The organism is Pseudomonas sp. G34 (genome assembly GCF_031119625.1).
Lineage (GTDB): Bacteria > Pseudomonadota > Gammaproteobacteria > Pseudomonadales > Pseudomonadaceae > Aquipseudomonas.
In genome coordinates this window covers 89604-109465 of the sequence record NZ_JAVHZV010000018.1, presented here as the reverse complement: position 1 = coordinate 109465, position 19862 = coordinate 89604, and the positions used below count along the sequence as shown (strand labels likewise).

Sequence of the window (19862 nt, the reverse complement as noted above, 5' to 3'; positions counted from 1 at the left end):
CGAGCGATGCACGATTATCGATGGCTGCATGAGTACTGTGTGAACCGCTTCGGCTCGGTCGAGGCGCTCGAGGCGCGTCTGCCGCAGCCCGTCCCGGACAAGCAACTGCGCGCGCTGAGTAACGATCGCTACCTGTCGATCATGAGCCTGCGCATCTTCAGGGCCGGCCTCAAGCACAGCCTGGTGGACGCCAAGTGGCCGGCCTTCGAAGAGGTGTTCTTCGGTTTCGATCCGGAGAAAGTCGTGCTGATGGGCGGCGAACGCCTCGAGCGGCTGATGCAGGACGCCCGGCTGATTCGCCACCTCGGCAAGCTCAAGAGCGTGCCGCGCAACGCCCAGTTCATTCTCGATGTGGAGTGTGGTGCGCTGAGCGGGCCTGCCGCTGCGGCGAAGACCACCACGCCCAAACCCGGCTTCGCCTTTGGTGCGCTGATCGCCGACTGGCCGGTGACCGATATCGTCGGCCTCTGGCACTGGCTGGCCAAGCAGGGCACCCAGCTCGGTGGGCTTTCCGCACCGCGCTTTCTGCGCATGGTTGGCAAGGACACCTTCATTCCCTCCGATGACATGGTCGCCGCGCTCAAGGCGCAGAAGATCGTCGACAAGGTGCCCAGCAGTCAGCGTGACCGCGCGGCGGTTCAGGCGGCGTTCAATCAATGGCATGCGCAAAGTGGCCGGCCCATGTGCCAGCTTTCGGTGATGCTGGCCCACACGGTCAACCACTGATGCGGCCGCAACTGCAGCGCCTGGCGTCGGCGATCATCGAGGCGCAGCGGATCCTGATCATCACCGGGGCAGGCCTTTCTGCCGACTCCGGATTGCCGACCTACCGCGGCCTCAATGGGCTGTACAACGGCCATACCGATGATGGCGTGCCGATCGAGGTGGCGCTGTCGGGCGAGATGCTGCGCAGTGACCCGGCGCTGTGCTGGAAGTACCTGGCGCAGCTTGGCAGCGCCTGTCTGGGTGCCCAGCCGAATGCCGGCCACCAGGCGATAGCCGAACTGCAGGCGCTGAAGCCCGAATGTTGGGTGCTTACCCAGAACATCGATGGTTATCATCGCCTGGCCGGCAGCCCCGAGGATCGCCTGATCGAGATCCATGGTGAGTTGGCGCCACTTTATTGCCGGGCATGCGGGCTAACCGACGAGCGGTTGGGGGAGCGTCTCCTGCAGCCGTTGCCACCGTTGTGCGAGGCGTGCGGCTGTGTGCTTCGCCCGCCTGTCACCCTGTTTGGCGAGAGGCTGCCAACCGCCGCTGTCGAGCGCCTCTACGAGCAGTTGGGCAAGGGCTTCGACCTGGTGATCAGTGTCGGCACCAGCGCCAGCTTTCCTTATATAGCCGAGCCGTTGGTGCGGGCGCGCCGTTCGGGCGGGGTAACGGTCGAGGTCAATTTGTCGCAGACCGAGGTCAGCGAACTGGCTGACTTCAGGCTGGAAGAACGGGCCTTAGATGTTTTCCCGGAACTACTGAGTCACATTACCGCTCATAATATTTGCAAATGAGCCCGTTCGCGGGCATAGTCGCGGCTGTTCATTTTTCATGCCACGGTCGTGCCCATGCGCAAACGCTTCGCACCCCTCGTGCCTCTCGCACTTACGATGGTTCTCGCCGCCTGCGCGAACCAGGCTCCACTCTCCCAGATTGACGCGCCGTCGGCCCAGGCTTCGATGCCTGCCAGGCCGGTAGTGGCTGCGCCCTTGCTGGACCAAGCTGATGCCGGCGCAGACGATAGCGCCGCCGATTTTGCCGGGCACGCGCCCTACGCACTGCCGCAACTGGCTGACAGCGTGTTGGAAAAAGGCATTTCCCTGATCGGTACCCGCTACCGTTTCGGTGGCAGCTCGGTGAAGACCGGTTTCGATTGCAGTGGCTTCATCGGTTACCTGTTCCGTGAAGAGCTGGGCATGGAACTGCCCCGTTCGACCCGTGACATGATCAACATCGATGCCCCGCTGGTCGAGCGCAAGGCGCTGGAGCCCGGTGATCTGGTGTTCTTCAGCACTGCTGGGCGTGGCCGCGTCAGTCACGCGGGCATTTACCTGGGCGACGATCAGTTCATCCATTCCTCCAGCAGCCGCAGCGGTGGCGTGCGCATCGACAGCCTGGATGATCGCTACTGGAAGCGTACCTTCATCGAAGCCAAGCGCGTTCTGGCACTGGCGCCGACCGAGCATCTGGCCTCTCAGCACTGATGGGCCGCTGCCCGATCTCAATGTTCGGGCAACAATTTGAGTGTTTTCAATCGACTGCAGCGTAAAGCTAAAGCTTGCACTGCAGTTGTGAACACGGCAGAGTAGGGCGCATTCAGGCTCCAGGATCGTCCGTCCATGACTGCCACCGTCCGCATCGCCTTTCTCCTGCTCGCAGCACTGCTCAGTGCCTGTTCCAGCCGAGCACCCGTACCTGCCCCGCAACCCGTCGTGGTCGCGCCTGCACCCGGTGTTTACCAGGGTGGTGCGGACGATGTGCTGTTCCGCGCACTGGGCCTGGTGGGTACGCCCTATCGTTATGGTGGCAATACACCGGACAGCGGTTTCGACTGCAGCGGGCTGATCGGCTACGTATACCGTGACGCGGCCGGCATCAGGCTGCCTCGCTCGACTCGCGAACTGATCAGCATGCGCGCGCCAACCATCGGCCGGGATTCGCTGCGCAGTGGTGACCTGGTGTTCTTCGCCACCAACGGCGGGCGTCAGGTCAGCCATGCGGGTATCTACGTCGGCGAAGGGCGCTTCGTGCATGCGCCGTCCTCGGGCGGCACCGTGCGCCTGGACAGCCTTGGCAACAGTTACTGGCAGCGCACCTACATCGAAGCCAAGCGCGTGTTTCCGGTGGAGCTGGCCAGCCATCCCTGAGGCAGCGCGACATAACTGACTCTCCGATTGACGCTTATGCCGTCAGTCCTTACCCTTTGCGACCTGCTTCAGGTGCCCCGGGTCTCGGCCAGGGGTGAAACTGGGAAGTCGGTGCGCTGCTGCCAAGCGAGCAATGCCGACGCTGCCCCCGCAACGGTAGACGAGTTCAACCACGCTTCTGGCCACTGTATCGCTGATACGGGAAGGCGCGTTGGTCGCTGTGTCCCAAGGGATACGCGCTCGCAAGCCCGGAGACCGGCCTGTCGCTTTTTCCTAGGTTGCGCGGTGGGCGCGGCCGGTGCGCGGCCTCAGGGCCAGCCCCTGCCTGCTCCTGCGTGATCGTTTTTATCGTCAGGCATCAATGCATGCTTGAGCGTTTCAGCTGCGCAGGCGTGCTGGCACCGAGGAGATCCCATGAGCGAGTCGACCCCATCCCCCAGTCGCGAATCGGCCGAGCGCGATGCGCGCCACAACGCCCGCATGGCGCGCAAGAAGGCGCTGATGGACGACCGGATCGCCCAGGCCCAGGACGAATACGGTTTGTTGCTGGTGCACAGCGGCAACGGCAAGGGCAAGAGCAGCTCGGCCTTCGGCATGGTTGCCCGGGCCCTGGGCCACGGCCTGAAAGTGGGCGTGGTGCAATTCATCAAGGGTGGCATGGCCACCGGCGAGGAGCACTTCTTCCGCCGTTTCCCCGATGAAGTCAGCTACCACGTGATGGGCGAGGGCTACACCTGGGACACCCAGGATCGCCAGCGCGACATCGAGAAGGCCCGCCAGGCCTGGGATGTCGCCAGGCAACTGCTGGGCGACCCGCAGGTCGCCCTGGTGGTGCTCGATGAACTGAACATCGCCCTCAAGCACGGCTATCTGGATCTGGACGTGGTGCTGCGCGATATCGAGTCGCGCCCGGAGCTGCAGCACGTGGTGGTCACTGGCCGCGGCGCGCCGCCGGCCCTGCTCGAGGCGGCCGACACGGTGACCGAGATGACCCTGGTCAAGCACGCCTTCAAGGCGGGTGTGAAGGCGCAGAAGGGCGTGGAGTTTTGAACACGGCGCAAGCGCTGCCCGTCGAGGCTGGCCAGGCGCGGCTCTGCCCGGCCCTGGTGATTGCCGCACCGGCTTCGGGGCAGGGCAAGACCACCGTCACCGCCGCCCTGGCGCGCCTGCATACCCGCCAGGGCAAGCGGGTGCGGGTGTTCAAGTGCGGGCCGGACTTTCTCGATCCGATGATCCTCTCCCGGGCCAGCGGCAACCCGGTCTACCAGCTGGATCTGTGGATGGTCGGCGAGGCCGAGAGCCGCCGCCTGCTCTGGGAAGCCGCGGGCGAGGCCGACCTGATTCTGATCGAAGGGGTGATGGGGCTGTTCGACGGCTCGCCCTCGGCTGCCGACCTGGCGCGCCGCTTCGGTGTGCCGGTGCTCGGCGTGATCGACGGCTCGGCCATGGCCCAGACCTTCGGGGCGCTAGCCGTCGGTCTGGCCAGCTATCAGCCGGACCTGCCGTTCTCCGGCGTGCTCGGCAACCGCGTCAACCCGGGGCGCCACAATGACCTGATCCGCGACAGCCTGCCAAGCTCGATCCGCTGGTATGGCTCGTTGCCGCGCAGTGCCGCCATCGAGTTGCCAAGCCGGCACCTTGGTCTGGTGCAGGCCGGCGAGCTTGCCGACCTGGACGTGCGCCTGGATACTGCCGCCGACGCCCTCGAGCAGACCGCAACCGTGACCCTGCCGCCGCCCGTGAGCTTCGCCGCGCCGTCGCTAACGCCATTGGCGCCGCTGCTGGCGGGCGTGCGCATCGGTGTGGCGCACGACGCATCCTTCGCCTTCATCTACCAGGCCAATCTCGATCTGCTCGAGCGCATGGGCGCGACCCTGGTGTGCTTCAGCCCGCTGGCGGACGAAGCGCTACCCGAGGTGGACAGCCTCTACCTGCCCGGCGGCTACCCGGAGCTGCACCTGCAGGCACTGGCCGCCAACGGACCGATGATCGCGGCGATCAGGGCGCACCAGCAGGCCGGCAAGCCGATGCTCGCCGAGTGCGGGGGCATGCTGTACCTGCTCGAGTCGCTGAGTGATGTGGCCGGTGAGCGCGCCGAACTGGCCGGCCTGGTGCCTGGCCATGCGCAGATGCAGAAGCGCCTGGTCGCCCTGGCCTTGCAGAGCGTGGCATTGCCCGAGGGCGTGTTGCGCGGGCACAGCTACCACCATTCGCGGCTCGAGTCCGTGCTCGAACCACTGGTTCGTGGCGATTGCCCGAATGACAAACCGGTCTGCGAGGCGGTGTTTCGTATCGGCCGCCTGACCGCCTCTTACATCCATTTTTATCTGCCGTCGAACCCGCCGGCTGCCGCGGCGTTGTTGCTGCCATGAGCGAGCACGCCTTCAGCGCCGCAGAGCGCGCCGCCATCTACCGCGCCATCGCCGAGCGCCGCGACATGCGCCACTTCGCCGGCGGCGAGGTGGCGCCCGAGCTGCTTGCCCGGTTGCTCGAGGCCGCGCACCAGGCGCCCAGCGTCGGCCTGATGCAGCCGTGGCGCTTTATCCGTATCACCCGGCCGGCGCTGCGTGAAGCTATCTATCAGCTGGTCGAGCAGGAGCGCCAGCTGACCGCCGAGGCCCTGGGCGAGCGCTCGGATGAATTCATGCGCCTGAAGGTCGAGGGCGTTCGCGACTGCGCCGAGGTACTGGTGGCCGCGCTGATGGAGGGCCGTGAGGCCCATGTGTTCGGCCGCCGCACCTTGCCGGAAATGGACATGGCGTCGCTGTCCTGCGCGATCCAGAACCTCTGGTTGGCCGCTCGTGCCGAAGGGTTGGGCATGGGCTGGGTATCGCTGTTCGACCCCGTCGCCCTGGCCGAACTGCTGGGCATGCCGCCGGGCAGCAAGCCGGTCGCGGTGCTCTGCCTGGGGCCGGTGCAGGCCTTTTACCCGGCACCGATGCTGGTTCAGGAGGGCTGGGCGCAGGTGCGGCCGCTGCATGAGTTGCTGTTTCAGGACCGCTGGGAAAACCATGAATAACGAGAGCCGGCCATGAGCCTGATCCTCAGCGCCTTTGCCGGCGTGGTTCTGGACTCCGCCCTTGGCGAGCCGAAGCGTTGGCACCCGCTGGTGGGCTTCGGCAAGTTGGCCAGTCGCCTGGAGCAACGTTTCAACCCGTCCGGCGGCGGCTGGCGCAGCCACGGGGTGAGTGCCTGGTGCCTGGCGGTGCTGCCATTGACGCTGCTCACCGTGCTGCTGGTGCAACTGCCGTGGGTTGGCTGGCTGGTGCAGATCGTTGCCCTGTATGCCGCCCTGGGGCTGCGCAGCCTGGATCAGCATGCCCAGCCGGTGGCCCAGGCCCTGCGCCTGGGTGACCTGCCCATGGCCCGGCTGCGGGTCGGCTATATGGTCAGCCGCCGCACCGAGGATCTGGACGCCACCGGCGTGGCCCGGGCCGGCACCGAGTCGGTGCTGGAGAATGGCAGCGATGCGGTGTTCGCCGCGCTGTTCTGGTTTCTCGTCGCCGGCGCGCCGGGCGTGGTGCTGTACCGCCTGAGCAATACCCTGGACGCCATGTGGGGCTATCGCAACGCGCGCTTCGAGCGTTTCGGCTGGGCGGCGGCGAAGATCGATGACGGGCTCAATTACCTGCCGGCGCGCCTGGTGGCGCTGACCTACGCGCTGTTGGGGCGGACCGCTCTGGCACTGCGCTGCTGGCAGCGCCAGGCGCCGCAGTGGGACAGCCCCAATGCCGGGCCGGTGATGGCCGCTGGTGCCGGCGCGCTGGGTGTCAGTCTCGGCGGCGCGGCGGTCTATCATGGCGAGCTGCACCAGCGCCCCGGGCTCGGCGAGGGGCCACCACCACGGGCACGGGATATCGAGCGGGCGATGAACCTGGTGTGGGGCGGGGTGCTGCTCTGGTTGCTGCTGATGCTGATCGTGGAGGTGTGCCTTGCTTGAGCACGGCGGACGGCTGCGCAAGGCGGCGCTCCGGTATCACATTCCGTTGAACGACTGGCTGGACGTGTCGACCGGTGTGGCGCCGTACAGCCTGCCGCTGCCGGCAATACCGGGGCAGGCCTGGAATCGCCTGCCTGAGCAGGACGATGGTCTGGAAGCCGCCGCTTGCGCCTATTACGGCGCGGCCAGGCTGCTGCCGGTGGCCGGCTCCCAGGCGGCGATCCAGTGCCTGCCCCGGCTGCGCCGCGAAGCGCGGGTTGGCATCGTCTCGCCCGCCTACGCCGAGCATGCGGCGGCCTGGCAGCGCGAAGGGCACCGGGTGCTGGAGATCAGCGAGGCCGCGGTCAATCGCGCGCTGGAGCGCCTCGATGTACTGCTACTGGTCAATCCCAACAATCCCACCGGGCGGCGCTTTTCGCCCGAGCAACTGTATGCCTGGCATGCCCGTCTGGCCGAGCGGGGCGGCTGGCTGATCGTCGATGAGGCCTTTATCGACTGCACCCCGGAGCAGAGCCTGGCGGCCCACGCGCAGTCGCCCGGGCTGATCGTGCTGCGCTCGTTTGGCAAATTCTTCGGCCTGGCCGGTGCGCGTCTGGGCTTCGTGCTGGCCGAGCACCAGCTGCTCGAGAGGCTGGAAGAGTTGCTCGGCCCGTGGACGATCAGTGGCCCGACCCGTTGGCTGGCGACCCGCCTGCTTGCTGACAAACCTGCCCAGCAGACGCAACGCCAGCGCCTGGTCAGTGACGGCCAGCGCCTGGCCGGCCTGCTGCGCGAGCATGGCCTGGCGCCCACCGGCGGCTGCGCGCTGTTCCAGTGGGTTGCCACCGAGCAGGCGGCGCTGCTGCACGAGTTGCTGGCCTGCAACGGCATTCTGGCCCGCCTGTTCGAGCGCCCGGCCAGCATTCGTTTCGGCCTGCCGCCCGATGAAGCCGGCTGGCAGCGCCTGGCGCAGGCCTTGAGCCTGTATGCCGAGGAGGCACGATGAGCCAGTGCGAATCGGGCGCCACCCTGATGGTGCAGGGCACCACCTCCGATGCCGGCAAGAGCACCCTGGTCACCGCCCTGTGCCGCTGGCTGCGCCGCCAGGGCGTCAGCGTGGTGCCGTTCAAGCCGCAGAACATGGCGCTCAACAGTGCGGTAACCGCCGACGGTGGCGAGATCGGCCGCGCCCAGGCGGTACAGGCTCAGGCCTGCGGCCTGCCGCCGCATACCGACATGAATCCGGTATTGCTCAAGCCCAACAGCGACACCGGCGCTCAGGTGATCATCCACGGCCAGGCGGTCGGCAACATGAACGCCCTGGCCTATCACCACTACAAGCAGGTTGCCCGGGAAGCGGTGCTGGCGTCCCATCAGCGTTTGCGGGCGAGCCACCAGGTGGTGATGGTCGAGGGCGCCGGCTCGCCCGCCGAGATCAACCTGCGCGCCAACGACATCGCCAACATGGGCTTCGCCGAGGCGGTCGACTGCCCGGTGATCCTCATCGCCGATATCGACAAGGGCGGCGTGTTCGCCCATCTGGTCGGCACCCTGGAGTTGCTGTCGCCGAGCGAGCAGGCGCGCCTCAAGGGCTTCGTGATCAACCGGTTCCGCGGTGATATCGCCCTGCTCAAGCCGGGGCTGGACTGGCTCGAACAGCGCACTGGCAAGCCGGTGCTGGGCGTGCTGCCGTACCTGATGGATTTTCATCTGGAGGCCGAGGACGCCATCGACCGCCGCCAGGTGAGCAAGGCCGATCAGGTGCTCAAGGTGGTGGTGCCGGTGTTGCCGCGGATCAGCAACCACACCGATTTCGATCCGCTGCGTCTGCACCCTCAGGTCGAGCTGAGCTTCGTCGGCCCTGGCGAAGCGATCCCGCCGGCCGATCTGATCATCCTGCCCGGCTCCAAGAGCGTACGTGCGGACCTGGCCTTCCTGCGCCGCGGCGGCTGGGAAGCGGCCATCGACCGGCACCTGCGCTATGGCGGCAAGCTGCTGGGTATCTGCGGCGGCCTGCAGATGCTCGGGCGTCGGGTCGAGGATCCGGCTGGACTGGAAGGGCCTGCCGGCGGCAGCGATGGCTTCGGCCTGCTGCAGATCGACACCGTGCTGGAGCCGCACAAGCAGTTGCGCAATGTCAGCGGCCGGCTGTGCCTGGAAGATGCCGCCATCAGTGGTTATGAAATCCATGCCGGGGTCACCTCGGGTATCGGCCTCGAGCGCGCCGCCGTGCAGCTCGATGATGGCCGCAGCGACGGTGCGCTGAGCGATGATGGCCAGGTAATGGGCACCTATCTGCACGGGCTGTTCGAGTCCTCGGCCGCGTGCAGCGCGCTGCTGCGCTGGGCCGGGCTGGGTGATGTGCAGGCGGTGGACTATCACGCCCTGCGCGAACGCGATATCGAGCGCCTGGCCGACCTGGTCGAAAACCATCTGGACCAGGCGGCCCTGCGCGCGCTCTGCGGCCTGGCCGAGGAGGCGCGATAGATGCGTGAGTTGATTCTTGGCGGCGCCCGCTCGGGCAAGAGCCGCCTGGCCGAGCGCCTGGCCGCCGAGTCGGGGCTGCAGGTGATCTATGTCGCCACCAGCCAGCCGCTGGACGGCGAGATGAGCAGCCGCGTCCGTACGCACCGTGAACGCCGCCCGGCCGAGTGGGGGCTGGTCGAGGAGCCAGTGGCGCTGGCGCGAGTGCTCGAAGAGCAGGCCGCGGCTGATCGCTGCCTGCTGGTCGACTGCCTGACCCTGTGGCTGACCAACCTGCTGATGCTGGACGACGAGGCGCGCCTGAACTGCGAGTGCGAAGCGCTGCTGGCCTGCCTGCAAAAGCTCCCGGGCCGGGTGATTCTGGTCAGTAACGAAAGCGGCCTTGGCGTGGTGCCGATGGGCGAGCTGACCCGCCGTTACGTGGATGCCGCCGGTTTGCTGCACCAGGCCGTCGCCGAGCGCTGCGAGCGCGTGGTGTTCACCGTGGCTGGCCTGCCGATGATTCTCAAGGGAGACCCGTTATGACCCTCGACTGGTGGCTCAACCCCACCCAGCCCCTGGACTCGGTGGCGCGTGACAAGGCAGCGGCCCGCCAGGCCCAGCTGACCAAACCGGCGGGTTCGCTCGGCGAGCTGGAGCGCCTGGCGGTGCACCTGGCGGCGCTGCAGGGCCGCGAGCGGCCGCAGGTCGACAAGGTGTGGATCAGCATTTTCGCCGGCGACCATGGCGTGGTAGCCGAGGGCGTTTCCGCCTATCCGCAGGCGGTCACCGGGCAGATGCTGCGCAACTTCGTCACCGGTGGCGCGGCGATCAGCGTGCTGGCCAGCCAGCTGGGCGCCGCGCTGGAGGTGACCGACCTGGGCACCGCCGAGCCGCTCGAACCCTTGCCGGGGGTGCGTCATCTGCAGGTCGGCGCGGGCACCGCCAACCTGATGCGCGAGGCCGCCATGACCCCGGCCCAGGCGCTGATCGCCCTGCAGGCCGGCCGCGACAGCGTGCTACGTGCCGCCGAGCAGCGCCATGAGCTGTTTATCGGCGGTGAAATGGGCATCGGCAATACCACCGCCGCCACGGCACTGGCCTGCCTGTTGCTGGATTGCCCGGTGGGCGACCTGGTCGGGCCCGGCACCGGCCTGGCCGCGGCGGGTGTCGCCCACAAGGCGCAGGTGATCGAGAAGGCACTTCGGCTGCACCAGGGCGCCGCGGCGCAACCCATGGAGGCACTGCGTTGCCTCGGTGGTTTCGAGATCGCTGCGCTGACTGGCGCCTACCTGGCCTGCGCCCAGCAGGGCGTGGTGGCGCTGGTCGACGGCTTCATCTGCAGCGTCGCCGCCTTGCTGGCGGTACGTCTGAACCCGGCGTGCCGCGACTGGCTGCTGTTCTCCCACCAGAGCGCCGAGCCCGGCCACCAGCGCCTGCTCGCGGCGCTGCAGGCCACGCCGATCGTCAGCCTGGGGCTGCGCCTGGGCGAGGGCAGCGGGGCGGCGCTGGTGGTGCCGATGCTGCGCCTGGCTTGTGCGTTGCACAACGGCATGGCCACCTTCGCCGAAGCGGCGGTCGCGGATCGCCCGGCGTGATCCTGCACCTGCTGCGCCATGGCGAAACGGAGCAGGGCGGTGGCCTGCGCGGTAGCCTCGACGATGCCCTGACCGAGGCTGGCTGGGCGCAGTTGCGTGCCGCCGTGGAGGCCCACGAGCACTGGGATGCGTTGATCAGCTCGCCGCTGCAGCGCTGCGCGCGGTTTGCCGAGGAGCTGGCGGCTGCCCGCGGCCTGCCGCTGCAGTTCGAGGCCGGCTTGCAGGAACTGCATTTCGGCGATTGGGAAGGCCGCACGGCCGCCCAGTTGATGGAAACCGACGCCGATGACCTGGGCCGTTTCTGGGCCGACCCTTATGCCTTCACGCCGCCGCGTGGCGAGCCATTGCTCGCCTTCGAAGCGCGGGTGCTCGATGCCCTGCAGCGTTTGCAGGCCGAGCATGCCGGGCAGCAGGTGCTGGTGGTCACCCACGGCGGGGTGATGCGCCTGTTGCTGGCCAGGGCGCGGGGTTTGCCCCGCGAGCAGTTGCTGCAGGTCAGCGTGGCCCACGGCCAGCGGGTGCACCTGCAGGTCGACGAGCACGGCCTGCGGGAGCTGCCATGACGCCGTTGTGGATCGCCCTGCAGTTCCTCACCCGGTTGCCGGTACGCCTGGCGGGGATGCCCACACCTGAGCAAATGGGCCGCTCGCTGCTTTACTACCCGCTGGTAGGCGCCCTGATCGGCGGATTGTTGATGGGCGCCGCCCAGCTACTCGAAGCAGCGCCGCTCGCTTTGCAGGCAGCCCTGCTGCTAAGCCTGTGGGTCGCCTTGACCGGCGCACTGCACCTGGACGGCCTGGCCGACAGCGCCGATGCCTGGATGGGCGGCTTTGGTGACCGCGAACGTACCCTGGCGATCATGAAGGATCCGCGCAGCGGCCCGATCGCCGTGGTGGTGCTGGTCTTGCTGTTGCTGCTCAAGTTCGCTGCCTTGCTGGCCCTGCTCGAGCACGGCCGCCAGCTTGCCCTGCTGCTGGTTCCGGTGCTGGGACGCGCTGCCGTGCTGGCGCTGTTTCTGCACACGCCTTACGTGCGCGCCGGCGGCCTGGGCGAGGCGCTGGCCAAGCACCTGCCGCGTTCGACGGCGGGCGTCGTGCTGGCGCTGACCTTGCTGGCCTGTCTGCTGCTGGGCGGCGCCTGGATGCTGCTGGTGGCCGTGGTGATCTTCTTCTGGCTACGGCGGCTGATGCTGCAGCGGCTCGGCGGTACCACGGGCGATACCGCCGGGGCGCTGCTCGAAGTGCTGGAGTGCGGCGCGCTGTTGGCGCTGGCGCTGCAACTCGGTAGCTGACTCAGGCGGCCATCGCCAGGCATTCGTCCGCACAGCGCTGGCACGCCTGGGCACATTGCTGGCAGTGGTCATGGTGGTGCTTGGCGCATTCTTGCGCACAGGCCTGGCAGGCCTCGGCGCATAGCTTGCAGAACGCTTCTGCCAACGGGCTGTTGCGCAGCATCAACACCGCGGCCAGCCGGCACAGGTCCGCGCAATCGCGATCGAGCTGGATGCAGGCGCGCATCATCTGCATATCCTGTTCTTCGAGGCAGGCTGCCGCACAGGTTTCGCAGGCAATGGCACAGGCGCTGCAAGCTTGAATGCATGAGGCATATCGGGATGAAAGCATGTCGGTCTCCTCAAGGTTTCTAGGGGTTGCAAGCGGTTGACTGAGCGGCGCCGGCAATGTTCGAACGTTCTGACCAAGCCCGTTTCAGGTTGCCTTGCCGCCGAAGCGGGTATATACACTTATTCCATGTTGCCGACCGAATGCCTTTGCACACGCCTGCGTCGCGCCAGCCGTGGCGTCAGCAAGCGCTATGACGATGCCCTGAGCCGTGTCGGACTCAGCGCTGCCCAGTATTCGCTGCTGCGCCACCTGCAACGCCTCGATCAGCCCAGCATCTCTGACCTGGCCGCCGCCATGGGGCTGGAGCGCAGCACCCTGGGCCGCAACCTGCGGCTGCTCGAAGGGCGCGGCCTGGTCGTCCTGCAGGGCGGTGCCGATCAGCGCAACCGCCTGGCGAGCCTGACTGCCGAAGGTGAGAGGCTGCTCGCCGAGGGGCTGGAGGCCTGGCAAGCCGTGCAGCTGCTCCTGCAGCAACGCGTGCAGGCGCATCATCTGCAAGCGCTGGATGAGTTGCTCGCCAGCCTGGATCGACCATGAAGGCGGTAATCGCCCTTTCTCCCCGTGTTGGATTTGATAATAAAAAGGACATGCCATGAGTTCGCTACAGCGCACGGGTATCTGGTTGATGGTGGGGGCGTCGTTGATCCTTGCCCTGTCTCTCGGCACTCGCCACGGCTTCGGCCTGTTCCTGTCGCCCATGAGTGCCGATTTCGGCTGGGGCCGTGGCGTGTTCGCCTTTGCCATCGCCCTGCAGAACCTGATCTGGGGTATCGCCCAGCCGTTTACCGGCGCGCTGGCTGATCGCTTCGGCGCGCAGCGGGCGATCATCGTCGGTGGTGTGCTCTATGCCGCCGGGTTGGTGCTGATGGGCTTGGCGGATTCGCCGCTGTCGCTGTCGCTGAGTGCCGGGCTGCTGATCGGCATCGGCCTGTCGGGCACCTCGTTCTCGGTGATTCTCGGCGTGGTCGGCCGTGCGGTGCCGGTGGAGAAACGCAGCATGGCCATGGGCATCGCCGCGGCAGCCGGATCCTTCGGCCAGTTCGCCATGTTACCGGGCACCCTGGGGCTGATCGGCTGGCTGGGCTGGTCGGCTGCCTTGATCGCCCTGGGCATCATGGTGGCGCTGATCGTGCCGTTGGCGGCCATGGTCAAGGATCGCCCAACGGTGACCCAGGGCCCGCAGCAGACCCTGGGCGAGGCGCTGCGCGAAGCGTGCAGCCATTCGGGGTTCTGGCTGTTGGCGCTGGGCTTTTTCGTCTGCGGCTTCCAGGTGGTGTTCATCGGCGTGCACCTGCCGGCCTACCTGGTCGACCAGCACCTGCCGGCCATCGTTGGTACCACGGTGCTGGCCCTGGTGGGGCTGTTCAACGTGTTCGGCACCTACATCGCCGGCTGGCTGGGCGGGCGGCGTTCCAAACCGCGCTTGCTCAGCGCCTTGTACCTGGCCCGTGGCGTGGTCATCGCGCTGTTCATCACGGTGCCGCTGAGCGTGTGGACGGCCTACGCCTTCGGCATCGCCATGGGCCTGCTGTGGTTGTCCACGGTGCCATTGACCAATGGCACCGTGGCCACGCTGTTCGGTGTGCGCAACCTGTCGATGCTCGGCGGTATCGTGTTCCTGTTCCACCAGCTGGGCTCGTTCATGGGCGGCTGGCTCGGCGGTTACCTCTACGACCACACGGGCAGCTATGATCTGGTGTGGCAGATTTCCATTCTGCTCAGTGTGCTCGCCGCCGCGCTCAACTGGCCGGTGCGCGAGCAACCCGTGGCACGTTTGCAAGGAGCCCAGGCATGACGCTCAAACCCGTAGTCGTAGTGGCGGCCGGCGCTACCGGGTTGGCGCTGCTTGCGCTGCTGTTCTGGGCGTGGCGCACGGGTGGCCTGGCGATCATGCAACTGGGCATGAACCTGTGCTGAGCGTTTACCGATAAGGAACGATTCGATGCGACTGTCATTGTTTGCCGTGCCCCTGGCCTTGCTGGCGTTGAGCGTTCAGCTGCAGGCCGCCGAATGCCCGGCCTTGCTGGCCGACCAGGGCGAGTTGCCCAAGCTGCGCTCCAAGGACAGCATCGACCTGTGCGAGCAGTTCGCCGGCAAGCCGCTGATGGTGGTCAATACCGCCAGCTTCTGCGGCTTCACCTCGCAGTTCGAGGGGCTGGAGGCGCTCAACAAGCGTTATCGCGACCAGGGGCTGGAGATTCTCGGGGTGCCGTCCGACTCGTTCAGGCAGGAGTCCGACGACGCCGAGGAGACGGCCAAGGTCTGCTACGTGAACTACGGTGTGACCTTCACCATGAGCGAAACCCAGCCGGTCACCGGTGACGCTGCCATCCCCCTGTTCAAGGAGCTGGCCCGGCAGACGGCGGCACCACGCTGGAATTTCTTCAAGTACGTGGTCGATCGCCAGGGGCAGGTGATCGCACGGTTTTCCAGCATGACCAAGCCGGACGACCCCGAACTGATCGCCGCCATCGAGAAGGCGATCGCCTCGGCACCTTGAGGTCATTTCAGGCATAAAAAATCGCGGCCTTTGCCGCGATTTTTATGGGCGGGAAATGGCTCGCCCCTGTGCAGGGGGCGAGCGTGCCAGCCTTTAGAAGCGGTAGGTCAGGGACGCGCCCAGGCCATGAGCACTGTTCTTGTAGGTGGCGTTGTAGCTGCCGCGGGCCGCACTGGCGCGATTGATCTCGACTTCCTCTTCCTTGAGATACGAGTAGGCCAGGTCGACGGTCATGTCCTCGGTGGGGCTCCAGCCAGCGCCCAGGCTGAAGATCGTCCGGTCACCCGACGGGATGCGCGGCGAGCGATCGGTGTTGTTGGTCGGCGTCTGGTCGATGGCGATGCCGGTGCGCAGCACCCATTGCGGGTTCACCTTGTAGGACAGGCCAACAGCGTGAGCCCAAGTATCGTGCCACTCCTGCTCCTCGACGATGGTGCCGAGCTGCCCCGCAAATGCACCACCCACGCCTTCGTTCTCGATGCGCAGCTCCTTGAAGCGGCTCCAGCGCGTCCAGCTGCTGCCGGCGTAAAGCGTCCAGGCGTCGTTCAGTTCGTGGGTGAAGGACATGTCCACGGTTTCGGGGGTGGTCACGTCAAGGGAGGCGTCGTACTTGCCAGCCGAGGTGCCGATTGCCAGGCCTGGCCCGGATACCCGGGTATCGCCTTCCAGCTCGTACTTGACCCGGGAGCGGTAGGTCACGCCGACGCGGGTCTGCGGGGTGAATTCGTAGAGTACGCCAGCGGTGAAGCCAACCGCGGTGTCGTCGCCCTTGACCTTGACCTGGCCATCGTTGGCACCGGCTGGGCCAAAGGGGTTGGTCAGCGCGGAGCTCAGCTCGCCTTCGATATGGTTGAAGGTCGGCCCGAAGCCTACCGACAGCTTGTCGTTGAAGCGGTAGCTGAGGGTCGGCTGTACGGTAATCACCCGCACATAGCTCTTGTCGGCGAAGTAACGGCCCTGGAAGCCATTTTCATATTCGGTGGCCAGGCCAAAAGGTGCGTAGACGCCGATGCCGAACGCGACCTTCTCATCCAGCGGCTTGACGTAGTAACCCATGGGCACGCCCGTGGTGGGAACCATGTCGCCATCGTTGCTACCACCGTTGGCGCCACCGCCACCGGCCGCCAGCGCGGTGGTACTGCTGGTGTCGCTGATTCTGCTCTTGGCATGAATGGCGGCCACACCGAAGCTGACCTGTTCGCGTTGGATACGCGCCATGCCGGCCGGGTTACCGAACACCGTGCTGGCGTCTTCGGCCGAGGAGGATCGACCAGCGAACGACATGCCCATGCTGGCGATGCTTTGCTCGTTGAGCGCGAAGCCGCTGGCCAGGCCATAGGTGGAGGTGGATGCGATGGCGATTGCCAGACCGGTTCTTAGGATTGTTTTACTCACGGGGTGCTCCATGGCAGGTTCGGGAACTCTCGCTTGCTGACTGAATGGCAATTCGAAAAGTTCAGGGTAAACACGCTCCTTCGATGTTGATGCTGTCCCTGAAACGCAGGATATAGAGCCTTTCGCTACTTGGCACCTGTGACCCGACAGTCAGTTTTTCAAGCGGCGCTGGCCAGTTCCAGGATGCAGCGTTGCCAGGCGCGAACGAATTCACTCGGCTGGCGGTAGGGCGCGAAGACCTGCTGCCAGATCAGCGCCTGGGCGGCAAGGTCGTCGGCGGCCGGTAGCGCCTTGCAGCGATGTTCGATCAGCAGCCAGGCAATGGCGGTGGCATAGCGCAGGTTGACGGTCAGCTCGAAATGCGGCGCGCCGAGAAATGCATGCTGGCTGGCCAGGCCGCGAACCCGGCTGGCCAGATCGGGGCTGGCGGCCAGGTGGTCGTCCCACAGGTGCTGGTGATGAAACGCCGAGATCCGGTACAGGCCGTAGCCGTTGCAGTTGTCCAGTTCCGTGCCCAGGGACGACTGGCAGGCGGCGACGCCCAGCAGCAGGGCCTCGGCGGCAACGGACTGGCTACCCAGATACAGCAAGGTGGGGCGGATGACATGTTGGTTCAGGTCACTGGCGGCGATTCCCATACGAACCTCTATGAGCAAGGTGACCGGTGGGGGAGGGTGTTGGCAGCGGATGCGTGGCTGCACAAGGTAGATGCCATGACCGATAAATCCCGCCGGGAGCGGTGTTTAGGCGCTCAACTTCAAGCCTAGTGCGATATTTGCGCTGTAAAAGGCTGTTTTTAAATCGATTGAGGATTTAGCTCGGCCTGTATATATCGAATTGGAACTGTCAGCCTTCCTGAAACTTCGCTGTGGCGCGATTGACACCGCCGTATTGGGTTCGGCAGTATCGGGTTCCAGTCGCCTTGCCGAGCGTTCCATGTCCTTCCATTCCCTGCCCACGCTTGCTGTCCCTGGCCTCGTTGCCATGGATCGGTGCGTGCGCCTGGAAGCTGGCAAGTCGAAGAAACAGTCGCTCATTTGACCGGGGCGCGCTGTCCCGTCAGATGGGCTGACAGGACAGAGGCGCTCAGTCGAAGTATCCCTTCGCTACACCCCCTTCCCGCACTCCATCGACGGTGACCAGACGGTCTACACCGAGGAGTTGCATGCATGTCTAGGTTTTCCGGTATCTGGGTTGCGCTGGTAACGCCGTTTCGCGGCGGGCAGGTGGATCTGCCGGCGTTGCGATCCCTGGCAACCCATCTGATCGACAGCGGCGCGGCCGGGCTGGTGGTCTGCGGTACCAGCGGCGAGGCCGCGGCCCTGGATGAGCAGGAGCAGTTGGCGGTGCTGGATGCGGTGCTCGAGGTGGTGCCGGCCAGTCGCGTGGTGATGGGGCTGGCGGGTAATAACCAGGTGGCGGTACTGGCTCGCCTGCAAGCTATCCAGAGCCGGCCGCTGGCCGGCATCCTGGTGCCGGCACCCTACTATATAAGGCCATCGCAGGAGGGCCTGCAGCTGTTCTTCCAGGCTGTTGCCGACGCCTCACGGCTGCCGATCATCCTCTATGACATTCCCTATCGCAGTGCCGTGAACCTGGAGCTGGACACCCTCCGGCAACTGGCCCGGCACCCGCGTATCGTGGCGATCAAGGACTGTGGCGGTGATCTGCGCAAGACCCAGGCGCTGATCGCCGATGGCCAGCTCGACCTGCTCACCGGCGAGGACGAGCAGATCTTCGCCACCCTGTGCCTGGGCGGCAGCGGCGCCATTTGCGCGGCAGCACACGTGCGTACCGCCGACTTCGTGGAAGTGGTCAGGCTGTTGCGCGAGGGCGACCTGCTGGCCGGGCGTGCACTGTTTCGTCAATTGTTGCCGTGGATACGCCTGGCCTTCAGCGAGCCCAACCCGGCGCCGGTCAAGGCCATGCTGGCCATGCAGGGGCTGATAGCCGATGAGCTGCGCGCGCCGATGTCGCGCTGCTCGGATGCCGCGCGCGAGCGCTTGCGCAGCGAACTGCTATGAGCGCACAGCCGAGGCTCACGGGATATACTGCGCGGCAATCTTTACGGGAGAGCCGCGTGACCATCGAAATTGTCTGGATTCGAGACGACGCCAGCCTGGCAGCGCAATGCGCTGTCTGGCGCAAACAGCCCTTCGTGGCGCTGGACACCGAGTTCATGCGTGTCGACACCTTCTACCCGATCGCCGGCTTGCTGCAGGTCAGCGAAGGCGAGCATGCCTACCTGATCGACCCCTTGCTGATCGGCGACTGGTCGCCCTTCGCCGAGCTGCTCGAAGACCCCCAGGTGGTCAAGGTGCTGCATGCCTGCAGCGAGGATCTGGAGGTATTCCTGCGCTTGACTGGCAGCCTGCCTGCTGCGCTGTTCGACTCGCAACTGGCGGCCGGCTACCTCAATCTTGGTTTCTCGATGGGCTACTCGCGCCTGGTGCAGGCGGTGCTGGATATCGAGCTGCCCAAGGGCGAGACTCGTTCGGACTGGCTGCAGCGGCCGCTGTCCGAGACCCAGGTCAGCTACGCCGCCGAAGACGTCGTGCACCTCGCCGAGCTGTATCGCCGCCTGCAGGCCAGACTGTCGGCTGAAAAGAATGCCTGGATACTCGAGGACGGCGCCGAGCTGGTCGCCGGCCTGCGCCGCGAGATGCCCGCCGAGGAGGCCTACCGCGAAGCCAAGATGGCCTGGAAACTGTCCCGCGCGCAGCTGGCGGTACTGCGTGCGTTGTGCACCTGGCGTGAGCGTCAGGCCCGGGCGCGCAATCAGCCGCGTAACCGGATCCTGCGCGAGCATTCGCTGTGGCCGCTGGCACGCCAGCAGCCGAGCGATCTGGTCGCGCTGGCGCGCATCGAGGACATGCACCCGAAAACCGTGCGCCAGGATGGCGAGACCATCCTGCAACTGATCCGCGAGGCGGCCGCGTTGCCACCCGCCGAGTGGCCGCCGGCGATGCCCGAGCCGCTGCCGATCGAGGCCGCCGGGCTGCTCAAGAAATTGCGCGCCATCGGCCAGCGCGAGGGCGAGCGCCTGGAGATCGTGCCCGAGCTGATGCTGCGCAAGAAGACCCTCGAAGCGCTGCTCAAGAGCGGCTACCCGAATGGCCCCTACCGCCTGCCGGACAGCCTGCGCGGCTGGCGTCGCGAATTGATGGGCCAGGCATTGCTCGACTGCCTGGCTGGCGAAGGAGAAGCGGCTTGAAACGTATCTGCTCGATCTACAGAAGCACGCGCAAGAACGAGATGTATCTCTACGTGCTGCGCGCCGATGCGCTGGCGCGCGTGCCCGAGCCGCTGCTCAGCGCGTTCGGCACGCCCATCCATGCATTCGACATGGTGCTCAGCCCCGAGCGTGTGCTGGCCCGCGAGGACATCGGCAAGGTGTTGGACAACCTCGACAGCCAGGGCTACCACCTGCAGATGCCGCCTCCGGAAGACGATTACATCGAGCATCTTCCCGAAGAGCTGCTGCGCCGCAACGATCCGGTCTGAGGG

Annotated in this window: 24 protein-coding genes and 1 riboswitch; of the genes, 21 read left to right on the top strand and 3 right to left on the bottom strand. The window is 66.3% G+C overall.

What is annotated here, in order from left to right; genetic code table 11:
- The first annotated feature begins 6 nt into the window (after window positions 1–6).
- The 14 genes from QYS36_RS13060 (at window position 7) to QYS36_RS12995 (ending at window position 12129) form a co-directional block, all read left to right on the top strand.
- Entirely contained in the window at window positions 7–726 is a 720-nt protein-coding gene (locus QYS36_RS13060; RefSeq protein ID WP_308839886.1) for a DNA-3-methyladenine glycosylase I, read from the top strand.
- Window positions 726–1505 carry an NAD-dependent deacylase gene (locus QYS36_RS13055; protein ID WP_308839885.1) on the top strand — a complete coding sequence of 260 codons (780 nt, stop codon included), beginning with the start codon at window positions 726–728 and terminating at the stop codon, window positions 1503–1505. The genes QYS36_RS13060 and QYS36_RS13055 overlap by 1 nt, the downstream gene beginning before the upstream one ends.
- Before the next feature lie 54 nt (window positions 1506–1559).
- Window positions 1560–2195 carry an NlpC/P60 family protein gene (locus QYS36_RS13050; RefSeq protein ID WP_308839884.1) on the top strand — a complete coding sequence of 212 codons (636 nt, stop codon included), beginning with the start codon at window positions 1560–1562 and terminating at the stop codon, window positions 2193–2195.
- Window positions 2196–2330: 135 nt separating this feature from the next.
- Complete coding sequence (locus QYS36_RS13045; RefSeq protein WP_308839883.1) at window positions 2331–2858, top strand: C40 family peptidase; 528 nt, start codon at window positions 2331–2333, stop codon at window positions 2856–2858.
- Window positions 2859–2911: 53 nt separating this feature from the next.
- Window positions 2912–3137: riboswitch (cobalamin riboswitch) on the top strand.
- Between the two features lie 135 nt (window positions 3138–3272).
- Entirely contained in the window at window positions 3273–3908 is a 636-nt protein-coding gene (cobO, locus tag QYS36_RS13040) for a cob(I)yrinic acid a,c-diamide adenosyltransferase (RefSeq protein ID WP_308839882.1), read from the top strand.
- A 14-nt stretch (window positions 3909–3922) separates the two neighbouring features.
- Window positions 3923–5230 carry a cobyrinate a,c-diamide synthase gene (locus tag QYS36_RS13035; RefSeq protein ID WP_308839968.1) on the top strand — a complete coding sequence of 436 codons (1308 nt, stop codon included), beginning with the start codon at window positions 3923–3925 and terminating at the stop codon, window positions 5228–5230.
- Window positions 5227–5877, top strand: a complete 651-nt coding sequence (gene bluB, locus QYS36_RS13030) for a 5,6-dimethylbenzimidazole synthase (RefSeq protein ID WP_308839881.1) — start codon at window positions 5227–5229, stop codon at window positions 5875–5877. The genes QYS36_RS13035 and bluB overlap by 4 nt, the downstream gene beginning before the upstream one ends.
- A gap of 12 nt (window positions 5878–5889) precedes the next feature.
- Entirely contained in the window at window positions 5890–6798 is a 909-nt protein-coding gene (cbiB, locus tag QYS36_RS13025) for an adenosylcobinamide-phosphate synthase CbiB (protein WP_308839880.1), read from the top strand.
- Window positions 6791–7783: a threonine-phosphate decarboxylase CobD gene (gene cobD / locus QYS36_RS13020; RefSeq protein WP_308839879.1), complete on the top strand. Its 993-nt coding sequence runs from the start codon at window positions 6791–6793 to the stop codon at window positions 7781–7783. The genes cbiB and cobD overlap by 8 nt, the downstream gene beginning before the upstream one ends.
- The gene (locus tag QYS36_RS13015; RefSeq protein ID WP_308839878.1) at window positions 7780–9264 is read left to right on the top strand and encodes a cobyric acid synthase; all 1485 of its coding nucleotides are present in this window, start codon (window positions 7780–7782) and stop codon (window positions 9262–9264) included. Before cobD ends, QYS36_RS13015 begins: the two co-directional genes overlap by 4 nt.
- Window positions 9265–9786, top strand: coding sequence for a bifunctional adenosylcobinamide kinase/adenosylcobinamide-phosphate guanylyltransferase (cobU, locus tag QYS36_RS13010; protein ID WP_308839877.1), 522 nt, complete (start codon window positions 9265–9267; stop codon window positions 9784–9786).
- Window positions 9783–10838, top strand: coding sequence for a nicotinate-nucleotide--dimethylbenzimidazole phosphoribosyltransferase (cobT, locus tag QYS36_RS13005; RefSeq protein WP_308839876.1), 1056 nt, complete (start codon window positions 9783–9785; stop codon window positions 10836–10838). The genes cobU and cobT overlap by 4 nt, the downstream gene beginning before the upstream one ends.
- Entirely contained in the window at window positions 10835–11401 is a 567-nt protein-coding gene (locus QYS36_RS13000) for an alpha-ribazole phosphatase family protein (protein WP_308839875.1), read from the top strand. Before cobT ends, QYS36_RS13000 begins: the two co-directional genes overlap by 4 nt.
- Window positions 11398–12129: an adenosylcobinamide-GDP ribazoletransferase gene (locus QYS36_RS12995; RefSeq protein WP_308839874.1), complete on the top strand. Its 732-nt coding sequence runs from the start codon at window positions 11398–11400 to the stop codon at window positions 12127–12129. Before QYS36_RS13000 ends, QYS36_RS12995 begins: the two co-directional genes overlap by 4 nt.
- Before the next feature lies 1 nt (window position 12130).
- On the opposite strand, the gene QYS36_RS12990 is transcribed toward QYS36_RS12995, so the two are convergent.
- Window positions 12131–12460 carry a four-helix bundle copper-binding protein gene (locus tag QYS36_RS12990; protein WP_308839873.1) on the bottom strand — a complete coding sequence of 110 codons (330 nt, stop codon included), beginning with the start codon at window positions 12458–12460 and terminating at the stop codon, window positions 12131–12133.
- A gap of 126 nt (window positions 12461–12586) precedes the next feature.
- Between QYS36_RS12990 and QYS36_RS12985 the strand changes: the two genes are divergently transcribed.
- Genes QYS36_RS12985 through QYS36_RS12970 form a run of 4 tightly spaced genes read left to right on the top strand, consistent with a single transcriptional unit; the run spans window position 12587 to window position 14960 of the window.
- Entirely contained in the window at window positions 12587–12997 is a 411-nt protein-coding gene (locus tag QYS36_RS12985; RefSeq protein ID WP_308839872.1) for a MarR family transcriptional regulator, read from the top strand.
- Window positions 12998–13052: 55 nt separating this feature from the next.
- Window positions 13053–14255 carry an MFS transporter gene (locus tag QYS36_RS12980; protein ID WP_308839871.1) on the top strand — a complete coding sequence of 401 codons (1203 nt, stop codon included), beginning with the start codon at window positions 13053–13055 and terminating at the stop codon, window positions 14253–14255.
- Window positions 14252–14377 (top strand): hypothetical protein, encoded by a 126-nt coding sequence (locus tag QYS36_RS12975; RefSeq protein ID WP_308839870.1) that lies wholly within the window; start codon window positions 14252–14254, stop codon window positions 14375–14377. The genes QYS36_RS12980 and QYS36_RS12975 overlap by 4 nt, the downstream gene beginning before the upstream one ends.
- A 25-nt stretch (window positions 14378–14402) precedes the next feature.
- Window positions 14403–14960 (top strand): glutathione peroxidase, encoded by a 558-nt coding sequence (locus tag QYS36_RS12970; RefSeq protein ID WP_308839869.1) that lies wholly within the window; start codon window positions 14403–14405, stop codon window positions 14958–14960.
- A 93-nt stretch (window positions 14961–15053) separates the two neighbouring features.
- On the opposite strand, the gene QYS36_RS12965 is transcribed toward QYS36_RS12970, so the two are convergent.
- Window positions 15054–16355 carry an outer membrane protein transport protein gene (locus QYS36_RS12965; protein WP_308839868.1) on the bottom strand — a complete coding sequence of 434 codons (1302 nt, stop codon included), beginning with the start codon at window positions 16353–16355 and terminating at the stop codon, window positions 15054–15056.
- A 158-nt stretch (window positions 16356–16513) separates the two neighbouring features.
- On the bottom strand, window positions 16514–16993 hold the full coding sequence (locus QYS36_RS12960; RefSeq protein ID WP_308839867.1) for a hypothetical protein: 480 nt from the start codon (window positions 16991–16993) through the stop codon (window positions 16514–16516).
- Between the two features lie 531 nt (window positions 16994–17524).
- Between QYS36_RS12960 and dapA the strand changes: the two genes are divergently transcribed.
- Genes dapA through QYS36_RS12945 form a run of 3 tightly spaced genes read left to right on the top strand, consistent with a single transcriptional unit; the run spans window position 17525 to window position 19859 of the window.
- A complete protein-coding gene (gene dapA / locus QYS36_RS12955) occupies window positions 17525–18379 on the top strand; it encodes a 4-hydroxy-tetrahydrodipicolinate synthase (protein ID WP_308839866.1) in 855 nt (284 codons plus the stop codon).
- Window positions 18380–18435: 56 nt separating this feature from the next.
- Window positions 18436–19569 carry a ribonuclease D gene (rnd, locus tag QYS36_RS12950; RefSeq protein ID WP_308839865.1) on the top strand — a complete coding sequence of 378 codons (1134 nt, stop codon included), beginning with the start codon at window positions 18436–18438 and terminating at the stop codon, window positions 19567–19569.
- The gene (locus QYS36_RS12945) at window positions 19566–19859 is read left to right on the top strand and encodes a YcgL domain-containing protein (protein ID WP_308839864.1); all 294 of its coding nucleotides are present in this window, start codon (window positions 19566–19568) and stop codon (window positions 19857–19859) included. The genes rnd and QYS36_RS12945 overlap by 4 nt, the downstream gene beginning before the upstream one ends.
- Window positions 19860–19862: the final 3 nt, after the last annotated feature.

What these genes read in the sequence shown, in the direction of transcription:
- QYS36_RS13060 (WP_308839886.1), top strand. Translation starts at nt 7, where the DNA reads ATGCACGATTATCGATGGCTGCATGAGTACTGTGTGAACCGCTTCGGC.
- QYS36_RS13055 (WP_308839885.1), top strand. Translation starts at nt 726, where the DNA reads ATGCGGCCGCAACTGCAGCGCCTGGCGTCGGCGATCATCGAGGCGCAG.
- QYS36_RS13050 (WP_308839884.1), top strand. Translation starts at nt 1,560, where the DNA reads ATGCGCAAACGCTTCGCACCCCTCGTGCCTCTCGCACTTACGATGGTT.
- QYS36_RS13045 (WP_308839883.1), top strand. Translation starts at nt 2,331, where the DNA reads ATGACTGCCACCGTCCGCATCGCCTTTCTCCTGCTCGCAGCACTGCTC.
- cobO (WP_308839882.1), top strand. Translation starts at nt 3,273, where the DNA reads ATGAGCGAGTCGACCCCATCCCCCAGTCGCGAATCGGCCGAGCGCGAT.
- bluB (WP_308839881.1), top strand. Translation starts at nt 5,227, where the DNA reads ATGAGCGAGCACGCCTTCAGCGCCGCAGAGCGCGCCGCCATCTACCGC.
- cbiB (WP_308839880.1), top strand. Translation starts at nt 5,890, where the DNA reads ATGAGCCTGATCCTCAGCGCCTTTGCCGGCGTGGTTCTGGACTCCGCC.
- QYS36_RS13015 (WP_308839878.1), top strand. Translation starts at nt 7,780, where the DNA reads ATGAGCCAGTGCGAATCGGGCGCCACCCTGATGGTGCAGGGCACCACC.
- cobU (WP_308839877.1), top strand. Translation starts at nt 9,265, where the DNA reads ATGCGTGAGTTGATTCTTGGCGGCGCCCGCTCGGGCAAGAGCCGCCTG.
- cobT (WP_308839876.1), top strand. Translation starts at nt 9,783, where the DNA reads ATGACCCTCGACTGGTGGCTCAACCCCACCCAGCCCCTGGACTCGGTG.
- QYS36_RS12995 (WP_308839874.1), top strand. Translation starts at nt 11,398, where the DNA reads ATGACGCCGTTGTGGATCGCCCTGCAGTTCCTCACCCGGTTGCCGGTA.
- QYS36_RS12990 (WP_308839873.1), bottom strand. Translation starts at nt 12,460, where the DNA reads ATGCTTTCATCCCGATATGCCTCATGCATTCAAGCTTGCAGCGCCTGT.
- QYS36_RS12985 (WP_308839872.1), top strand. Translation starts at nt 12,587, where the DNA reads ATGTTGCCGACCGAATGCCTTTGCACACGCCTGCGTCGCGCCAGCCGT.
- QYS36_RS12980 (WP_308839871.1), top strand. Translation starts at nt 13,053, where the DNA reads ATGAGTTCGCTACAGCGCACGGGTATCTGGTTGATGGTGGGGGCGTCG.
- QYS36_RS12975 (WP_308839870.1), top strand. Translation starts at nt 14,252, where the DNA reads ATGACGCTCAAACCCGTAGTCGTAGTGGCGGCCGGCGCTACCGGGTTG.
- QYS36_RS12970 (WP_308839869.1), top strand. Translation starts at nt 14,403, where the DNA reads ATGCGACTGTCATTGTTTGCCGTGCCCCTGGCCTTGCTGGCGTTGAGC.
- QYS36_RS12960 (WP_308839867.1), bottom strand. Translation starts at nt 16,993, where the DNA reads ATGGGAATCGCCGCCAGTGACCTGAACCAACATGTCATCCGCCCCACC.
- dapA (WP_308839866.1), top strand. Translation starts at nt 17,525, where the DNA reads ATGTCTAGGTTTTCCGGTATCTGGGTTGCGCTGGTAACGCCGTTTCGC.